At 67.6% G+C, this 16,118-nt stretch carries 10 protein-coding genes and 1 pseudogene; 5 read left to right on the top strand and 6 right to left on the bottom strand.

Going from position 1 to position 16,118, the window contains the following annotated elements:
* The 3 genes and pseudogenes from A3AG_RS0104705 to folD all read right to left on the bottom strand — a co-directional run.
* A pseudogene (locus A3AG_RS0104705) lies at nt 1–212 on the bottom strand (transposase family protein); the annotation flags it as partial.
* Nucleotides 213–514: 302 nt separating this feature from the next.
* Nucleotides 515–2,599 (bottom strand): M3 family metallopeptidase, encoded by a 2,085-nt coding sequence (locus A3AG_RS0104710; protein ID WP_018004314.1) that lies wholly within the window; start codon nt 2,597–2,599, stop codon nt 515–517.
* A gap of 115 nt (nt 2,600–2,714) precedes the next feature.
* Complete coding sequence (folD, locus tag A3AG_RS0104715) at nt 2,715–3,566, bottom strand: bifunctional methylenetetrahydrofolate dehydrogenase/methenyltetrahydrofolate cyclohydrolase FolD (RefSeq protein WP_018004315.1); 852 nt, start codon at nt 3,564–3,566, stop codon at nt 2,715–2,717.
* 157 nt (nt 3,567–3,723) lie between these two features.
* On the opposite strand from folD, the gene A3AG_RS0104720 reads away from it, so the two are divergent.
* Nucleotides 3,724–4,404 (top strand): hypothetical protein, encoded by a 681-nt coding sequence (locus A3AG_RS0104720; RefSeq protein WP_018004316.1) that lies wholly within the window; start codon nt 3,724–3,726, stop codon nt 4,402–4,404.
* 87 nt (nt 4,405–4,491) lie between these two features.
* Here the strand turns inward: A3AG_RS0104720 and A3AG_RS0104725 are convergent, their stop codons facing one another.
* Both A3AG_RS0104725 and A3AG_RS0104730 read right to left on the bottom strand, forming a co-directional pair.
* Nucleotides 4,492–5,124, bottom strand: coding sequence for a response regulator transcription factor (locus A3AG_RS0104725; RefSeq protein ID WP_012352577.1), 633 nt, complete (start codon nt 5,122–5,124; stop codon nt 4,492–4,494).
* Between the two features lie 159 nt (nt 5,125–5,283).
* Complete coding sequence (locus tag A3AG_RS0104730; RefSeq protein ID WP_018004317.1) at nt 5,284–7,896, bottom strand: PAS domain S-box protein; 2,613 nt, start codon at nt 7,894–7,896, stop codon at nt 5,284–5,286.
* 425 nt (nt 7,897–8,321) lie between these two features.
* Between A3AG_RS0104730 and aceE the strand changes: the two genes are divergently transcribed.
* From aceE to lpdA, 4 genes are all read left to right on the top strand, one after another.
* The gene (gene aceE / locus A3AG_RS0104735; RefSeq protein WP_018004318.1) at nt 8,322–11,009 is read left to right on the top strand and encodes a pyruvate dehydrogenase (acetyl-transferring), homodimeric type; all 2,688 of its coding nucleotides are present in this window, start codon (nt 8,322–8,324) and stop codon (nt 11,007–11,009) included.
* Nucleotides 11,010–11,176: 167 nt separating this feature from the next.
* Nucleotides 11,177–12,898 (top strand): dihydrolipoyllysine-residue acetyltransferase, encoded by a 1,722-nt coding sequence (gene aceF / locus A3AG_RS0104740; protein WP_018004319.1) that lies wholly within the window; start codon nt 11,177–11,179, stop codon nt 12,896–12,898.
* Nucleotides 12,899–12,970: 72 nt separating this feature from the next.
* A complete protein-coding gene (locus A3AG_RS0104745; RefSeq protein WP_018004320.1) occupies nt 12,971–13,645 on the top strand; it encodes an Ntn hydrolase family protein in 675 nt (224 codons plus the stop codon).
* 33 nt (nt 13,646–13,678) lie between these two features.
* On the top strand, nt 13,679–15,469 hold the full coding sequence (gene lpdA / locus A3AG_RS0104750) for a dihydrolipoyl dehydrogenase (RefSeq protein WP_018004321.1): 1,791 nt from the start codon (nt 13,679–13,681) through the stop codon (nt 15,467–15,469).
* Nucleotides 15,470–15,638: 169 nt separating this feature from the next.
* On the opposite strand, the gene A3AG_RS0104755 is transcribed toward lpdA, so the two are convergent.
* Nucleotides 15,639–16,115, bottom strand: coding sequence for a GNAT family N-acetyltransferase (locus A3AG_RS0104755; RefSeq protein ID WP_018004322.1), 477 nt, complete (start codon nt 16,113–16,115; stop codon nt 15,639–15,641).
* Nucleotides 16,116–16,118 lie beyond the last annotated feature (3 nt).

Below are 16,118 nucleotides of genomic sequence, written 5' to 3' on the forward strand. Positions count from 1 at the left end.
CGATACTCGAACAGCGGAAGGTCCCGGACTCGCCTGACCACTGTCTCATGCACCTGATGGCAGCGCGCGCCACACTCCTCGCAATGCATGACCTTGCTGACCGGCTTCAAGTACAACGACAGCGTACGGCTCTCTCCCTCCGGCCATTCCACGCGCTCCAGCCGGTAGCCCTTCCAGCAACCCAGTGCTTGCAGCGTCTTGCGATCCAGCACACATCCCCCTGATACCTGAAGAAACAGACATCAGCATACAAAATGTGCTCTTTCGGGCCACGGTTTTCTGCGAAGAACCATAAAAAAGGGGTATCACGTTTGCGATACCCCCAATTCTACCCCCTTTCCGCGCCGATACCACCACTAGGCCACATAAGGCGTTCAGACTGGTGCGGGGAAATTCTCGCGGTGGATCAATGACTTAGGCTTGTTTTCCGTGATCGTGCGTTACCCACCATTAACCCACTGCAAATTCCAGCTGGCGATGCGCAGCGGGCCCTGGCCCGGCAGTCCCAGCGCGCTCATGCCGCCATCCCGCCGTGGCGCAGCAGCGCGTCGATCTGCGGCGCGCGGCCGCGGAACGCCACGAACGAGTCCATCGCCGGGCGGCTGCCGCCCACCGACAGGATCTCGCGCTGGTAGCGCGCGCCGGTTTCGCTGTCGAGCACGGTGCCCGACAGCTGCGCGGCCTCTTCGAAGGCCGCGTAGACGTCGGCCGACAGCACTTCGGCCCACTTGTAGCTGTAATAGCCCGCGGCATAGCCGCCGGCGAAGATATGGCTGAAGGTGTTCGGCCAGCGCGACAGCGGATGCTGCGGCACCACGTGCACGCGGTCGTTGATCTGGCGCGACAGCTCCAGCACCGAGGTGGCGCCGGCCGGATCGAAATCGGTGTGCAGGTGCATGTCGAACGACGAGAACACGATCTGGCGCAGCGTCATCATGCCGTTCTGGAAGTTCTTGGCCGCCAGCATGCGGTCGAACAGCGCGCGCGGCAGCGGCTCGCCGGTGTCGACATGCTGCGTCATGCCGGTCAGCACTTCGTACTCCCAGCAGAAGTTCTCCATGAACTGCGACGGCAGCTCGACCGCGTCCCACTCCACGCCGTTGATGCCCGACACGCCCAGCTCGCCCACCTGCGTCAGCATGTGGTGCAGGCCGTGGCCGAACTCGTGGAACAGGGTGATGACCTCGTCGTGCGTGAACAGCGCGGGCTTGCCGCCGACCGGCGCCGAGAAATTGCAGGTCAGGTAGGCCACCGGGGTCTGCACGGCGCCATGCTCGAGCACCTTGCGCCCGCGTGCGTCGTCCATCCACGCGCCGCCGCGCTTGCCTTCGCGCGCGTACAGGTCGATGTAGAACTGGGCCAGCAGCGTGCCATCGGGGGTGCTGACGCGGAAGAAGCGCGCGTCCGGGTGCCAGGTCTGCGCCTGCTCGGGCTCGATGCGCACCGAGAACAGCTTCTGCACCACGCCGAACAGGCCCTCGAGCACCTTGGCTTCCGGGAAGTACTGCTTGACCTCGTGTTCGGAGAACGCATAGCGCTGCTGGCGCAGCTTCTCCGAGGCATAGGCCACGTCCCACGGCGCCAGCTCCGCCAAGCCCAGCTCGGCCGCGGCGAAGGCCTTCAGCTCGGCCCAGTCCTGCTCGGCATAGGGGCGCGCCTTGACCGCCAGTTCGTCGAGGAACTTGAGCACCTCGGCCGGCGACTCGGCCATCTTCGGCACCAGAGAGACTTCGCCATAGCACTGGTAGCCCAGCATCTGCGCCTCTTCGCGGCGCAGCGCCAGCTGCTCGCGCATATTGGCGGTGTTATCCCAGTCGGCCTGGCCCTGGCCGTGCTGGGGCCCGAGCTCGGACGCGCGCGTGACGTTGGCCTCGTACAGGGTCTGGCGCAGTGCGCGGTCGTCGGCGTACTGGAGCACCGGGAAATAGGAGGGGAAGTGCAGCGTGAACTTCCAGCCGGCCTTGCCATCCTTTTCCGCGGCGTGGCGGGCGGCTTCACGGGCATCGTCGGGCAGGCCGGACAGGCGCGCCTCGTCCTCGATGACCAGCGCATAGGCGTTGGTCGCGTCGAGCACGTGGTCGGAGAAGGCCTTGGACAGCTGGGCCTGCTGCTCCTGAATCTCGGCAAAGCGGGGCTTCTTGTCCTCGGGCAGTTCGGCGCCGCCGAGGCGGAAGCCACGCAGCTCGTTTTCGATCAGCTGGTGGCGCGCGGCGCTCATGCCGGCGAACTCGGGGCTGGCCGCCAGCGCCTTGTATTTTTCATACAGCGCCAGGCTCTGGCCCAGCGACGACCAGAACTCGGTCATGCGCGGCAGGTTCTCGGCATGCGCCTGGCGCAGCTCGGGCGTATCGGCGACGGCGCTGAGGTGGCTGACCACGCCCCAGGCGCGGCCCAGCGGCTCGGTGGCGGCTTCCAGCGCCTGCACGGCGTTGGCCCAGTCGGCCGGCGTGGCGGGATCCTCGGCACGGGCGACGGCCTGTTGCGCGCGTTCCAGCAGCACGTCGAGCGCGGGGCTGATGTGCTCCGGCCGGATCTCGGCAAAGCGGGGCAGGTCGGAAAAGTCCAGCAGCGGATTGCTAGCGTTGGCGGCGTGGTCCATGGCGTGTTCTCGGTTGGCTGGTCCTGGTCAGGCAATATTCCCGCAGATGGGGCCGGGGCGGCGGATTTTCCAGTGCCCCGGGTGGCGCATCGTGCGCCGGCGGCAAGGGGCGCGCTCAGCCCGCGGCGCGCTCGGCGGCTTCCAGCGTGTTGACCAGCAGCATGGTGATGGTCATCGGCCCGACCCCGCCCGGCACCGGCGTGATGTAGCCGGCGACTTCGCGCACCCCGGCGAAGTCGACATCGCCGCACAGCTTGCCGTGGTCATCGCGGTTCATGCCCACGTCGATCACCACCGCGCCGGGCTTGACCATGTCGGCGGTGATCAGGTTGCGCTTGCCGACCGCTGCCACCACCACGTCGGCGTCGCGGGTGTGGGCGCCGATATCGCGGGTCTTGCTGTTGCAGATGGTAACGGTGGCGCCGGCCTGCAGCAGCAGCATCGCCATCGGCTTGCCGACGATATTGGAGGCGCCCACCACCACGGCGCGCGCGCCGCGCAGCGGGTACTGGATCGATTCCAGCATCTTCATGCAGCCGTAGGGTGTGCAAGGGCGGAACAGCGGCGCGCCGGTCATCAGCGCGCCGGCGTTGGCCACGTGGAAGCCGTCGACGTCCTTTTCCGGCGCGATCGCTTCGAGCACCTTGTGGCTGTCGATGTGCTTCGGCAGCGGCAGCTGCACCAGGATGCCGTGGATGCGGGGATCGCGGTTGAGGGCGTCGATGCGGGCCAGCAGGTCGGCCTCGGACAGGTCGGCCGGATAGCGGTCCAGCGACGAATGGAAGCCGTTGTCCTCGCAGGCCTTGACCTTGTTGCGCACGTAGACCTGGCTGGCCGGGTCTTCGCCCACCAGGACCACGGCCAGGCCGGGCTGGTGGCCGCGGTCGGTCAGGCGCGCGGCGCGCTGGGCGGCTTCGGAGCGGATTTGCTTGGCAAGGGCGTTGCCGTCGATCAGTTGGGCAGGCATGGAGGAGAGCGGAGAGGATGGCGAGAAGGTGGCGGCGCGCCGCGCGGGGGCGCGGCAGGGGCCAAAGGCGGAATTATAAGGGTTGCGCGAGCCCTGTCGCACTGAGCTTGACCGCCGGCAGTGATCGCGCCGCCCCGGCACTGGTAGCATCGGCCACATGCCTACCGCGCTCGCCTCGACACTGTCCGACCCGCTGCTGGTGCTGCTGTCCGTGTGCGGACTGCTGTGGGCGCTGGCGCGCCGGCCCTGGCGGCTGCTGCGCCGCGATGCGCTGCAGCATGCCTGGCTGGGCGCGATGCTGCTGGTGGCGCTGCTGTGGACGGTGCGCGCGACGCTGGCCGGCGGCATGGTGATCCAGCTGCTCGGGGCCACGCTGATGGTGACGCTGTTCGGGCTGCCGCTGGCGCTGCTGTCGCTGTTCGCCGCGGACGTGGTCTCGCTGCTGGGGCTGGAGTATCTGGCCGGGCACGGCTGGAGCCAGTTCGACTGGTCCGCGCTGTGGGTGCGCTATGTGTGGCTGGCGTTGCTGCCGGCGCTGCTCTCGGCGGCCCTGCAGGCGGCGATGCGGCGCCTGCTGCCGCGCCACCCGTTCGTCTTCATCCTGGGGCACGGCTATTTCACCGCCGGACTGGCCGCGCTGGGGGCCGGGGCGGCGCAGGCGGGCTGGCGCTACCTGACCATGCCGGGACAGGCGCTGAGCCTTGTCGACACCCTGCTTGGAGCCGTCATCCTGGCCTTCGGCGAGGCCTTCCTCACCGGCATGCTGGTCGCGGTGTTTGTGGTCTATCGGCCACAGTGGGTGGTGACCTTCCGCGACGAGGATTACCTCGGCCGCTGAGCGGTGTGCGGCAGGGCGCGGGCAAGGGGTGCAACAGGGTGCAGGTGCGGCCGCGGGACCGCACCGGCAAGGGCGGGCGCGAGCCGCTCAGCTGTTGCGCGACAGCGCCAGGCGCAGCAGGTCGGCGACGGTGTTGACGTTGAGCTTTTCCATGATGTTGGCGCGGTGCGCCTCCACGGTCTTGATGGAAATGCCCAGGTCGTCGGCGATCTGCTTGTTCAGGCGGCCGGCCACGATGCGCTCCAGCACCTGCTGCTCGCGCGTGGTCAGCTTGCCCAGCAGGTCCTTGGCGGCGCGCTGCTCGCGCGCGGTGGAGTGATCGGTGCGGGCCTTCTGCAGCATGCGCTCGACCAGCGCGCGCAGCTCGGACTCGTCGAAGGGCTTTTCGATAAAGTCGATCGCGCCGCGCTTCATCGTCGACACCGCCATCGGCACGTCGCCGTGGCCGGTGATGAAGACGATCGGGATGTCGATCTGCTCGGCCAGCATGCGCTCCTGCAGTTCCGGCCCGCTCATGCCGGGCATGCGCACGTCCAGGATCAGGCAGGACACCTGGCTGGCGTCGTAGGCGGCGAGGAACTGCTCGGCGCTGGTGAAGCTGCGCACCTGATAGCCATTGCCCTCCAGCAGCCAGGTCAGCGAGTCGCGCATGGCTTCATCGTCGTCGACGATGAACACGGTCTCGCCGCGGTGGGGCGTGGGGTTTGGCGTTGCGGTCATGTAGTCTCCTCGGGACAACAATTCATTGCTGCGAAGTGTAACCGGCAGCGGCCCTCTGTGGCGAGACAGGCCCCCCACGTCGGAGGGGAAGCGGCGCGGCCGGCAGCGGGCAGTCGATGATGCGCAAAGGTGCGCGCGGCCCGCGGGCGCGGGCCCGGGTTATTCGGCCAGGGTTTCGGCCAGCGCCGACTGCAGCGGCAGCATGATCTTGAATGTACAGCCAATGCCGTCGACATTGTTCTCCACCCACAGCCGGCCCTGGTGCGACTCGATGATCGAGCGGCAGATGTTCAGCCCCATGCCCATGCCGTCGGACTTGGTGCTGAAGAAGGGCTCGAACAGCCGCTCCTTGGTGGCCTCGTCGACGCCCGGGCCCTGGTCGATCACGTCGATATGGACGTTGTCGCCGATCTCGCCTGGCTCGACCCGCGCGTGCAGCCGCACCACGCCGCCGGCGCGCATCGCCGGCAGGCCGGCCATGGCCTCGACCGCGTTCTTGAGCAGGTTCACCAGCACCTGTTCGATCAGCACCGGATCGACATAGACCGTCAGCGGCGGCGCCGGCAGCCGGGTCAGGATGGTGACGCGGCGGCGCGTGGCCTCCAGGTCGGCCAGGCCCACCGCGTCGGCGACGATGTCGTGCAGCGCGGCCTCGCGCCGCTGCGGCTGGCTGCGCTTCACGAAGCCGCGGATGCGGCTGATGATGGTGCCGGCCCGCACCGCCTGCGCCGAGGTCTTCTCCAGCACCGGGATCAGGTCCTCGGGCGTGCTGCGCCCCGAATGCAGCCGCGCCACCGCGCCCATGCAGTAGTTGTTGATCGCCGCCAGCGGCTGGTTCAGTTCATGCGCCAGCGACGACGCCATCTCGCCCATGGTGGTCAGGCGGCTGGTGAACTGCAGCCGCTCTTCGTGCTGGCGCGCCATTTCCTCGGCGGCCTTGCGCACGGTGATGTCGGTGGCGATCTGCATCTGCGCCAGGTGGCCGTCGACCCACTGGATATAGCGGCGGCGCACTTCGAACCATTTCTGCATGTCGGGCACGAACACCTCGCGCGCATCCGATGCATACGGCATCAGTTCCGATGCCGGCAGGCCGGCATAGGCATCGACATAGTCGGTGTTGTCGCTCGAGACCTGGTCCTTGTCGAGTTCGTCGCCGGCCAGCTTGACGTGGCCCTCGGCCTCCCAGCCGAACAGCTGGCGGTAATAGCGGTTGGCGAACAGCAGCTCGGCCTTGTCGGTGGCCAGCACCGATACCGCGGCGTCCAGGCTTTCCAGCACGGTGGTGAAGCGGTCGTGCGCCGCGGCCAGTTCCTCGCGCGCGCGCTTGGGCTCGGTGATGTCCGTCATCGAGCTCATCCAGCCGGTATGGCGGCCGCGGCTGTCGACCAGCGGCGACACATACATGCGCGCATAGAAGCTGCTGCCGTCGCGGCGCATCACGCGCATCTCGTAGCCGCCGGCGGGCGACTTGCCCTGCAGCGTCAGGTCGATCTGCTTCTGCATCTCCTGCTGGTCGTTGGGCGGCCAGTAGGGGAAGGGCGGCAGGCGCCCGACCAGGTCGTTCTCCTGCCAGCCGGTCATGCGGCAGAACGCCGGGTTGACGTAGGTGATGCGGCCGTTCAGGTCGAGCGCGCGCAGGCCGATCAGCATCGAGTTTTCCATCGCGCGCCGGAACGAGGTCTCGGCCAGCAGCGCGCGCTGCGCCTCGGAGCGGCGGCTGGTGTGCCGCCACATGCTCCACAGGCTCCACAGCAGGAAGCAGGACAGCCCCACCACCAGCCACAGCAGCATGTTGTTGGGCAGGTTGGAGGCCGGCGGGTAGGCATCGGCGCGCAGTGACAGCGAATGGCCCGGCGGGTCGAGCAGCACCTCGTACGACAGCGCGTTGCCCGGCACCGGCCGCAGCGAGGTGCTGGCGCGGGTCTGGTTGTTCTTGTCGATCAGCGAGAAGCGGTATCGCTCGGTCAGCTCGGGCGGCAGCAGGTGGGTCAGGATGCCGTTGATCGAGTACAGCGCGCCGAGCGTGCCGAGGAACTCGTTGTCGCGCACGATCGGCACTTCCATCAGCATGAAGCTGTCGCCGCGCTCGTTCACCAGCGGTCGCGAGTAGACCACGCGCTGGGTCTCGCGCGCGGCGTCGAAGGTGTCGAGTACTTCGGGCTCGAGCGGCTGGTCCTGGTTCTCGCGCAGGCGGCTGGCGAACTCGGAGGTCGACGGCAGCGACCAGCGCCCGCGCTTGGTGGCGTCGAGCCAGTTGATGAAGACGATCTCGGGGTTCTCGCGCAGGATTTCCTGCGCCGCGGTGCGATAGGCGCCTTGCTCCAGCTGCGCGGCGGCGATGTCGCGCGCGAGCGAGGCCAGCTGGTCCTGGTTGCTCAGCAGCGACAGCCGCACGCGCTGCTGCGCCCAGGCCGCGTCGCGGTACAGCGCGTCGCGCTGCTGCTGGCGTTCGGTCTCGTGCAGCGACCACAGGATCACGCCCATGGCCACGGTGAAGAGCACAATGGCAACCAGCGGGATGAACATGAACCAGCTGGTGGCGACCAGGTTGCGCCAGCGCAGCCACCACAGGCCGCGCGGCGGCGCCACCGGGACGCCGTCATCAGGGCCGAGCGCCTCGATCGGCCCCAGGCCGGCCGCCGGGGAAGGCGCATGCGGGACATGCGCGGACTCGCCGCCCGCGGCCTTGGCTGTACCCGACGCATCGGAGGGAAGCATGGCGGCACGCAGGCTGCGGAAAAGACGATCGAGGCGGTTGGAAAACGGCATGGGAGGGATTGACGGCTGACCGACCAGTGTACCGAGATTATTGCGGTGCGTCGCTTGGGGAAAGCGCCAATGAAATCCCGGTGCCGCATGCCGGCGCCGGCAGCGTGAAGGCATGCGGAAGGCGGGCTGTGCTGTGCTTCTTGGTGCGCTGCCGCATAATTCCACATTATAAAAAACGATACCGCAATTTGAAAATTTCGCTTGTGCTCGACATTGGGCTTCCATAGAATCGGTCCGACCCAAGAATGCGGGCGGTAGCCATGCGCCTGCCGCGCGGAGAAACCGGAACAGGTTTCCCGGCGGCGGCCCCGATGCAAGGCGGCAATGGCGCCGATCCTCCGCAAGTCGGTGCGAGTCATACGTTGAGTCGTGTCCGGCGCTGCCAGCGCGGACGCGGAAGCCAAGAATTCACCCAGGAGACAGTCATGTCCGCCGTACCAGAGCAGATCCTCGGCGCCTCGAGCGCCAACGACGCCGATCCCCAGGAAACCCATGAATGGCTCGACGCCCTGCAGGGCGTGCTGGCCGCGGAAGGCCCGGCGCGTGCCGCCTTCCTGATCGACAAGCAGATCGAATACGCCCGCGTAAACGGCGTGACCCAGCCGTTCCACGCCGAGACCCAGTACATCAACACCATCCCGGTCGAGCAGCAGGCCCGCATCCCCGGCGACCAGGACATCGAGCACCGGATCCGCTCGTACACCCGCTGGAACGCCATGGCGATGGTGCTGCGTGCCAACAAGCACACCAACGTCGGCGGCCATATCTCGTCGTTTGCCTCGGCGGCGACGCTGTATGACGTCGGCTACAACCACTTCTGGCGCGCCCCGTCGGAGCAGAGCGGCGGCGACCTGGTCTTCGTGCAGGGCCACTCGGCGCCGGGCGTGTACTCGCGCGCCTTCCTGCTGGGCCGCCTGAGCCAGGACCAGCTCGACAACTTCCGCCAGGAAGTCGACGGCAAGGGCATCTCGTCGTACCCCCACCCGTGGCTGATGCCGGACTTCTGGCAGTTCCCGACCGTGTCGATGGGCCTGGGCCCGATCATGGCCATCTACCAGGCCCGCTTCATGAAGTACCTGGACAGCCGCGGCCTGGCCAAGGCCGGCGACCGCAAGGTCTGGGCCTTCCTGGGCGACGGCGAGACCGACGAGCCGGAATCGCTGGGGGCGATCGGCATGGCCGGCCGCGAGAAGCTCGACAACCTGGTCTTCGTCATCAACTGCAACCTGCAGCGCCTGGACGGCCCGGTGCGCGGCAACGGCAAGATCATCCAGGAACTGGAGTCCGAGTTCCGCGGCGCCGGCTGGAACGTGATCAAGGTGGTGTGGGGCAGCAAGTGGGACGCGCTGCTGGCGCGCGACACCAAGGGCCTGCTGATGAAGCGCATGATGGAATGCGTGGACGGCGAGTACCAGACCATGAAGGCCAAGGACGGCGCCTACGTGCGCGAGCACTTCTTCAACACGCCTGAGCTCAAGGCGATGGTCGCCGACTGGTCCGACGAGGATATCTGGCGCCTGAACCGCGGCGGCCACGACCCGCACAAGATCTACGCCGCCTACAAGGCCGCCAGCGAGCACAAGGGCCAGCCCACGCTGATCCTGGCCAAGACCATCAAGGGCTATGGCATGGGCGACGCCGGCCAGGCCATGAACGTCGCGCACCAGCAGAAGAAGATGCCGGTCGACGCGATCCGCAAGTTCCGCGACCAGTTCAACATCCCGGTCGCCGACGACAAGCTGGAAGAAGTGCCGTACATCACCTTCGAGGAAGGCTCGAAGGAACTGGAATACATGCGCCAGGCGCGCATGAACCTGGGCGGCTACCTGCCGGCGCGCCGGCAGAAGGCCGAAGCGCTGCAGGTGCCCGAGCTGAAGGCCTTCGAAGCCCTGCTCAAGGCCACCGGCGAAGGCCGCGAAGTGTCGACCACCATGGCCTTCGTGCGGATCCTGAACACGCTGCTGAAGGACAAGCAGATCGGCAAGCACGTGGTGCCCATCGTCCCGGACGAGTCGCGCACCTTCGGCATGGAAGGCCTGTTCCGCCAGGTCGGCATCTGGAACCAGGAAGGCCAGAAGTACGTGCCGGAAGACCATGACCAGCTGATGTTCTACAAGGAATCGCAGACTGGCCAGGTGCTGCAGGAAGGCATCAACGAAGCCGGCGCCATGTGCGACTGGATCGCCGCCGCGACGTCGTACTCGACCCACGGCGTGCAGATGATCCCGTTCTACATCTACTACTCGATGTTCGGCATCCAGCGTATCGGCGACCTGTGCTGGGCCGCCGCCGACATGCGCTCGCGCGGCTTCCTGCTGGGCGGCACCGCCGGCCGCACCACGCTGAACGGCGAAGGCCTGCAGCATGAAGACGGCCACTCGCACGTGTTCCACGCCGTCATCCCGAACTGCATCTCGTACGACCCGACCTTCCAGTACGAACTGGCAGTGATCATGCAGGACGGCCTGCGCCGCATGTACGCCGAGCAGGAAGATGTCTACTACTACCTGACGGTGATGAACGAGAACTACGAGCATCCGGAAATGCCGGCTGGCGTAGAGCAGGACATCGTCAAGGGCATGTACCAGTTCCGCAAGGGGGTCGAGAACAGCAACGCGCCGCGCGTGCAGCTGCTGGGCTCGGGCACGATCTTCCGCGAGGTGATCGCCGCCGCCGACCTGCTGAAGAAGGACTGGGGCGTCGAGTCCGACCTGTGGGGCTGCCCGAGCTTCACCGAACTGGCGCGCGACGGCCAGGCCGCAGAGCGCTTCAACCTCCTGCACCCGGCCGAGACCCAGCGCGAAGCCTTCGTCACGCAGAAGCTGAAGTCGGCGCGCGGCCCGGTGATTGCCTCGACCGACTACGTGCGCGCCTTCGCCGAACAGATCCGTCCGTACGTGCCGCGCCGCTACGTGGTGCTGGGCACCGACGGCTTCGGCCGCTCGGACACGCGCGAGAAGCTGCGCCACTTCTTCGAAGTGGACCGTTACTGGGTCACGCTGGCCGCGCTCAAGGCGCTGGCCGACGAGGGCGCGATCGGCCGCGACAAGGTCGCCGAGGCCATCAAGAAGTACAACCTCGACCCGAACAAGCCCAACCCGATGTCGGTCTGATCCGGCAGCCTGCACCCACCCCCGCAGTACGGCAGCGCCGTGCCGCGGGCGCCCCGGGCCTCGTCCCGATGGCGCCTTGCGGCACGGCGGCGTGACAGAAGCGGGCGGCGAAGGTAATCTCGCCGCTTGCGGACGTCGCGCGTGCCGGCCTGCTCAGGAGACACTGAATGAGTCAAGCGATTGAAATCAAGGTGCCGGATATCGGCGACTATGACGCCGTTCCCGTCATTGAAGTGCATGTGAAACCCGGCGACAGCATCAACGCGGAAGACGCGCTGGTGACGCTCGAGTCGGACAAGGCCACCATGGACGTGCCCTCGCCGCAGGCCGGCGTGGTCAAGGACGTGAGGATCAAGGTGGGCGACAACGTGGCCGAAGGCTCGGTGCTGGTGATGCTGGAGCCGGCCGGACAGGCCGCAGCCGCGCCCGCGCCTGCACCGGCTGCTGCGCCCGCGCCGGCTCCTGCGGCAGCGGCAGCGGCTGCGGCCCCCGCACCGGCTCCGGCTCCGGCTCCGGCTCCGGCCGCAGCGCCGGCCGGCGCAGGCGGCACCATCGAAGTCAAGGTGCCGGATATCGGCGACTACGACGCCGTGCCCGTGATCGAAGTCCACGTCAAGCCGGGCGACACCATCAGCGCCGAAGACGCCGTGGTGACGCTGGAATCGGACAAGGCCACCATGGACGTGCCCTCGCCGCAGGGCGGCGTGGTCAAGGAAGTCAAGGTCAAGGTCGGCGACAACGTGTCGGAAGGCACGCTGCTGCTGATCCTCGAAGGCGCTGCCACTGGCGCGGCTGCCGCACCGGCTGCTGCTGCCGCGGCACCCGCCCCGGCTGCCAGCGCGCCGGCACCCGCACCCGCACCCGCACCGGCTCCGGCAGCCGCCGCTGCGCCGGCCGCCGCGCCCGCTGCTGCGCCGGCCGCCGCGCCCGCTGCTGCGCCGGCCGCCGCCGCCGGCGCAACCGGCAAGGCCGCCCACGCCAGCCCCTCGGTGCGCAAGTTCGCGCGCGAGCTGGGCGTCGATGTCTCGCGCGTGCCTGGCACCGGTCCCAAGGGCCGCATCACCCAGGAAGACGTGCAGAACTACGTCAAGGGCGTGATGACCGGCCAGGCCGCCGCGCCGGCCCAGGCTGCCGCGGCCGGCACCGGTGGTGGCGAGCTCGGCCTGCTGCCGTGGCCGAAGGTCGATTTCACCCGCTTCGGCGAGGTCGAAAGCAAGGCCCTGTCGCGCATCAAGAAGATCTCGGGTGCCAACCTGCACCGCAACTGGGTCATGATCCCGCACGTCACCAACCACGACGAAGCGGACATCACCGACCTGGAAGCCTTCCGCGTCCAGCTGAACAAGGAAAACGAGAAGGCCGGCATCAAGGTGACCATGCTGGCGTTCATGATCAAGGCCACGGTCGCGGCGCTGAAGAAGTTCCCGAACTTCAATGCCTCGCTCGACGGCGACAACCTGGTGCTGAAGAAATACTTCAACATCGGCTTCGCCGCCGACACCCCGAACGGCCTGGTGGTGCCGGTGATCAAGGACGCCGACAAGAAGGGCGTGCTCGAGATCAGCCAGGAAATGGGCGAGCTGGCCAAGCTGGCGCGCGACGGCAAGCTCAAGCCCGACCAGATGCAGGGCGGCTGCTTCTCGATCTCGTCGCTGGGCGGCATCGGCGGCACGTACTTCACGCCAATCATCAATGCGCCCGAAGTGGCCATCATGGGCGTGTGCAAGTCGTACATGAAGCCGGTCTGGGACGGCAAGCAGTTTGCGCCGCGCCTGACGCTGCCGCTGTCGCTGTCGTGGGACCACCGCGTCATCGACGGTGCCGAGGCCGCGCGCTTCAACACCTACTTCGCGCAACTGCTGGCGGACTTCCGCCGCATCCTGCTCTAAGCGGGGTGGCGCCGCGCGGGCGGGGCAGCGGCCCGGCCCGCGCGGCGCGCCACGCGCAACCGGGAGCAAGCCATGACTACCTGTGTTGTCGTCAGGAAGGGCGCCGAGGTCGCGATCGCGGCCGATGCGCTCGTGACCTTCGGCGATACGCGCCTGTCGCGCGCGTACGAGCGCAACCAGAAAGTGTTTCCGGTGGGCGACGGCTTTATCGCGCTGGCCGGGACCACGGCGCACTTCCCGGTGATGCGCACGCTGCTGGCGGGGCTGGGCGACGAGTGCCGGCTGGGCTCGCGCGACGACGTCTTCCGCACCTTCCTGAAGGTGCACGAGAAGCTGAAGTCGGACTACTTCGTCAATACCAAGGAAGACGATGACGATCCCTACGAGTCGTCGCAGATCGTATGCCTGATCGCCAATCCGGCGGGCATCTTCGGCGTCTACTCGTACCGCGAGGTGTTTTCGTTCGACCGCTTCTGGGGCATCGGCTCCGGGCGCAACTACGCGCTCGGCGCGATGCACGCGGTCTATGACCGGCCGGACCTCGGCGCGGGCGAGATCGCGCGCATCGGCGTCGATGCCGGCGTGGAATTCGACAAGAGTTCGGCCGGGCCGATCGAGGTGCATACCGTGCCTCTGCACGAGCAGGACGCCGCGGCGGCACCCGACGAAGACGATGGCGCGGACGATGGCGCGGGCGGCAATCCGCGCGGCGGCAACGCAGCAACCAACAACGACGGCGCGCCCTGAAGCCGGGAGGCGGGCGCGCATATAGGAGCAAACATGAGTGTGATCGAAGTCAAGGTGCCGGATATCGGCGATTTCGACGCGGTGGAAGTGATCGAGGTGCTGGTCAAGGCCGGCGACACGGTCGAGGTGGAACAGTCCCTGATCGTGCTGGAATCCGACAAGGCCAGCATGGACGTGCCGTCGTCGGCCGCCGGCAAGGTGGTCGACGTCAAGGTCAAGGTAGGCGACAAGGTGGGCCAGGGTGCGGTGATCTGCACCATCGAAGCCCAGGCCGCTGCCGCCGCCCCCGCGCCCGCGCAGGCAGCGGCCGCGGCCGCGGCCCCGGCGCAGGCTCCCGCGCCGGCAGCGGCGGCGCCTGCCCCGGCCGCCGCCAGCCACGCCGGCGGTGCCGATATCCAGTGCGAGATGCTGGTGCTGGGCGCCGGCCCCGGCGGCTATTCGGCCGCCTTCCGCGCCGCCGACCTGGGCATGAACACCGTGCTGGTGGAGCGCTACGGCACCCTCGGCGGGGTCTGCCTGAACGTGGGCTGCATCCCCTCCAAGGCGCTGCTGCACAACGCCGCGGTGATCGACGAGGCCAAGGCGCTGGCCGCCCACGGCATCCTGTTCGGCGAAGCCAAGATCGACCTGGACGGCCTGCGCCACTACAAGAACCAGGTGGTGGGCAAGCTCACCGGCGGCCTGGCCGGCATGGCCAAGGCGCGCAAGGTGCAGGTGGTGCGCGGCGTGGGCAACTTCCTCGACCCGCATCACCTGGAAGTCGAACTGACCGAGGGCGAAGGCAAGCAGACCACCGGCAAGAAGACCGTGATCCGCTTCGAGAAGGCCATCATCGCCGCCGGCAGCCAGGCGGTGAAGCTGCCCTTCATCCCGGAAGACCCGCGCATCGTCGACTCGACCGGCGCGCTGGAGCTGCCGGAAGTGCCCAACAAGATGCTGGTCATCGGCGGCGGCATCATCGGCCTGGAAATGGCCACGGTGTACAGCACGCTGGGCGCCGACATCGATGTGGTCGAAATGTTGCCGGGCCTGATGAACGGCGCCGACCGCGACCTGGTCAAGGTCTGGGAAAAGAAGAACAAGGACCGCTTCGGCAAGGTGATGCTGAATACCAAGACGGTCGCGGTCGAAGCCAGGCCGGACGGCATCTACGTCAGGTTCGAGGGCGAGGCCGCGCCGGCCGAGCCGCAGCGCTATGACCTGGTGCTGGTGTCGGTGGGCCGCGCGCCCAACGGCAAGCGCATCGGCGCCGAGAAGGCGGGCGTGGCCGTGACCGAGCGCGGCTTTATCAATGTCGACAAGCAGATGCGCACCAACGTGCCGCATATCTACGCGATCGGCGATATCGTCGGCCAGCCGATGCTGGCGCACAAGGCCGTGCACGAGGCCCACGTGGCCGCGGAAGCCGCGCATGGCGAGAAGGCCTTCTTCGACGCCAAGCAGATTCCGTCGGTGGCCTTCACCGATCCGGAAGTGGCCTGGGCCGGCCTGACCGAAGACGAGTGCAAGGCGCAGGGCATCAAGTACAGCAAGGGCGTGTTCCCGTGGGCGGCTTCCGGCCGCGCCATCGCCAACGGCCGCGACGAGGGCTTCACCAAGCTGATCTTCGACGAGGAAACGCATCGCGTGATCGGCGGCGGCATCGTCGGCACGCATGCCGGCGACCTGATCAGCGAAGTGTGCCTGGCGATCGAGATGGGCGCCGACGCCGTCGATATCGGCAAGACCATCCATCCGCACCCGACGCTGGGTGAGTCGATCGGCATGGCGGCGGAGATCTACGAAGGCACGTGCACCGACGTGCCGCCGCCGCGCAAGCGTTAAATCCGGCCTGGCGCACACTGCTCGTCCGCCCCGTGCGGACGAGCAGTGCGTGCAACGAGCCGGGTACTTGCAGGCGTCGCGCCTGGCAGTAGCGATGATGCGATCAGCGTAATCCCCGGGCGAGTCAGCGTTTCTTCACCGGACGCCATGACTACACGTTACCGCAGCGTCATAACATGCGGCGAAGCCGGGGGCCGACTTCCTCGAAGCCGTTGCCCAGATAGAACGCGAGCGTGCGCTCCCATTTTGGCTGAGCCGGTGCGCCGACTTCCAATCGCGTCCATCCTCGCTCGCGCCCTTGCTGCAGGGCCGCCGCGATCAGGCGAGGTGCAATGCCCCGCGATCTCATGTCGGGGCGAACGTACAGCTCCGTGATAAGGCCAAACCTGCCGCCCGCGTAGATCGCGGAGCATTCGTTCAGAATGATCACGCCAACGGGCTCGTCGCCCGCGCAGGCCATGACTGCGACAACGTTGGCGTCGGCGAGAACGGTTTCCGCGTTGCGCGTCGCGGCTTCCATCCCCAGATCCTTGCCGCCCGAGAGCTCTCCGACCAGGGCATGGACGAAACGGGCCACGGTTACCGCGTCTGCAACTTCGGCGCGGCGGGTGAAGGCGGTCGGGATCGTTTCTCCAAGGTTCTCCATACA

The organism is Cupriavidus neocaledonicus (genome assembly GCF_000372525.1).
Classification (GTDB): Bacteria; Pseudomonadota; Gammaproteobacteria; order Burkholderiales; family Burkholderiaceae; genus Cupriavidus; species Cupriavidus neocaledonicus.

What these genes read in the sequence shown, in the direction of transcription:
- A3AG_RS0104710 (WP_018004314.1), bottom strand. Translation starts at nt 2,599, where the DNA reads ATGGACCACGCCGCCAACGCTAGCAATCCGCTGCTGGACTTTTCCGAC.
- folD (WP_018004315.1), bottom strand. Translation starts at nt 3,566, where the DNA reads ATGCCTGCCCAACTGATCGACGGCAACGCCCTTGCCAAGCAAATCCGC.
- A3AG_RS0104720 (WP_018004316.1), top strand. Translation starts at nt 3,724, where the DNA reads ATGCCTACCGCGCTCGCCTCGACACTGTCCGACCCGCTGCTGGTGCTG.
- A3AG_RS0104725 (WP_012352577.1), bottom strand. Translation starts at nt 5,124, where the DNA reads ATGACCGCAACGCCAAACCCCACGCCCCACCGCGGCGAGACCGTGTTC.
- A3AG_RS0104730 (WP_018004317.1), bottom strand. Translation starts at nt 7,896, where the DNA reads ATGCCGTTTTCCAACCGCCTCGATCGTCTTTTCCGCAGCCTGCGTGCC.
- aceE (WP_018004318.1), top strand. Translation starts at nt 8,322, where the DNA reads ATGTCCGCCGTACCAGAGCAGATCCTCGGCGCCTCGAGCGCCAACGAC.
- aceF (WP_018004319.1), top strand. Translation starts at nt 11,177, where the DNA reads ATGAGTCAAGCGATTGAAATCAAGGTGCCGGATATCGGCGACTATGAC.
- A3AG_RS0104745 (WP_018004320.1), top strand. Translation starts at nt 12,971, where the DNA reads ATGACTACCTGTGTTGTCGTCAGGAAGGGCGCCGAGGTCGCGATCGCG.
- lpdA (WP_018004321.1), top strand. Translation starts at nt 13,679, where the DNA reads ATGAGTGTGATCGAAGTCAAGGTGCCGGATATCGGCGATTTCGACGCG.
- A3AG_RS0104755 (WP_018004322.1), bottom strand. Translation starts at nt 16,115, where the DNA reads ATGGAGAACCTTGGAGAAACGATCCCGACCGCCTTCACCCGCCGCGCC.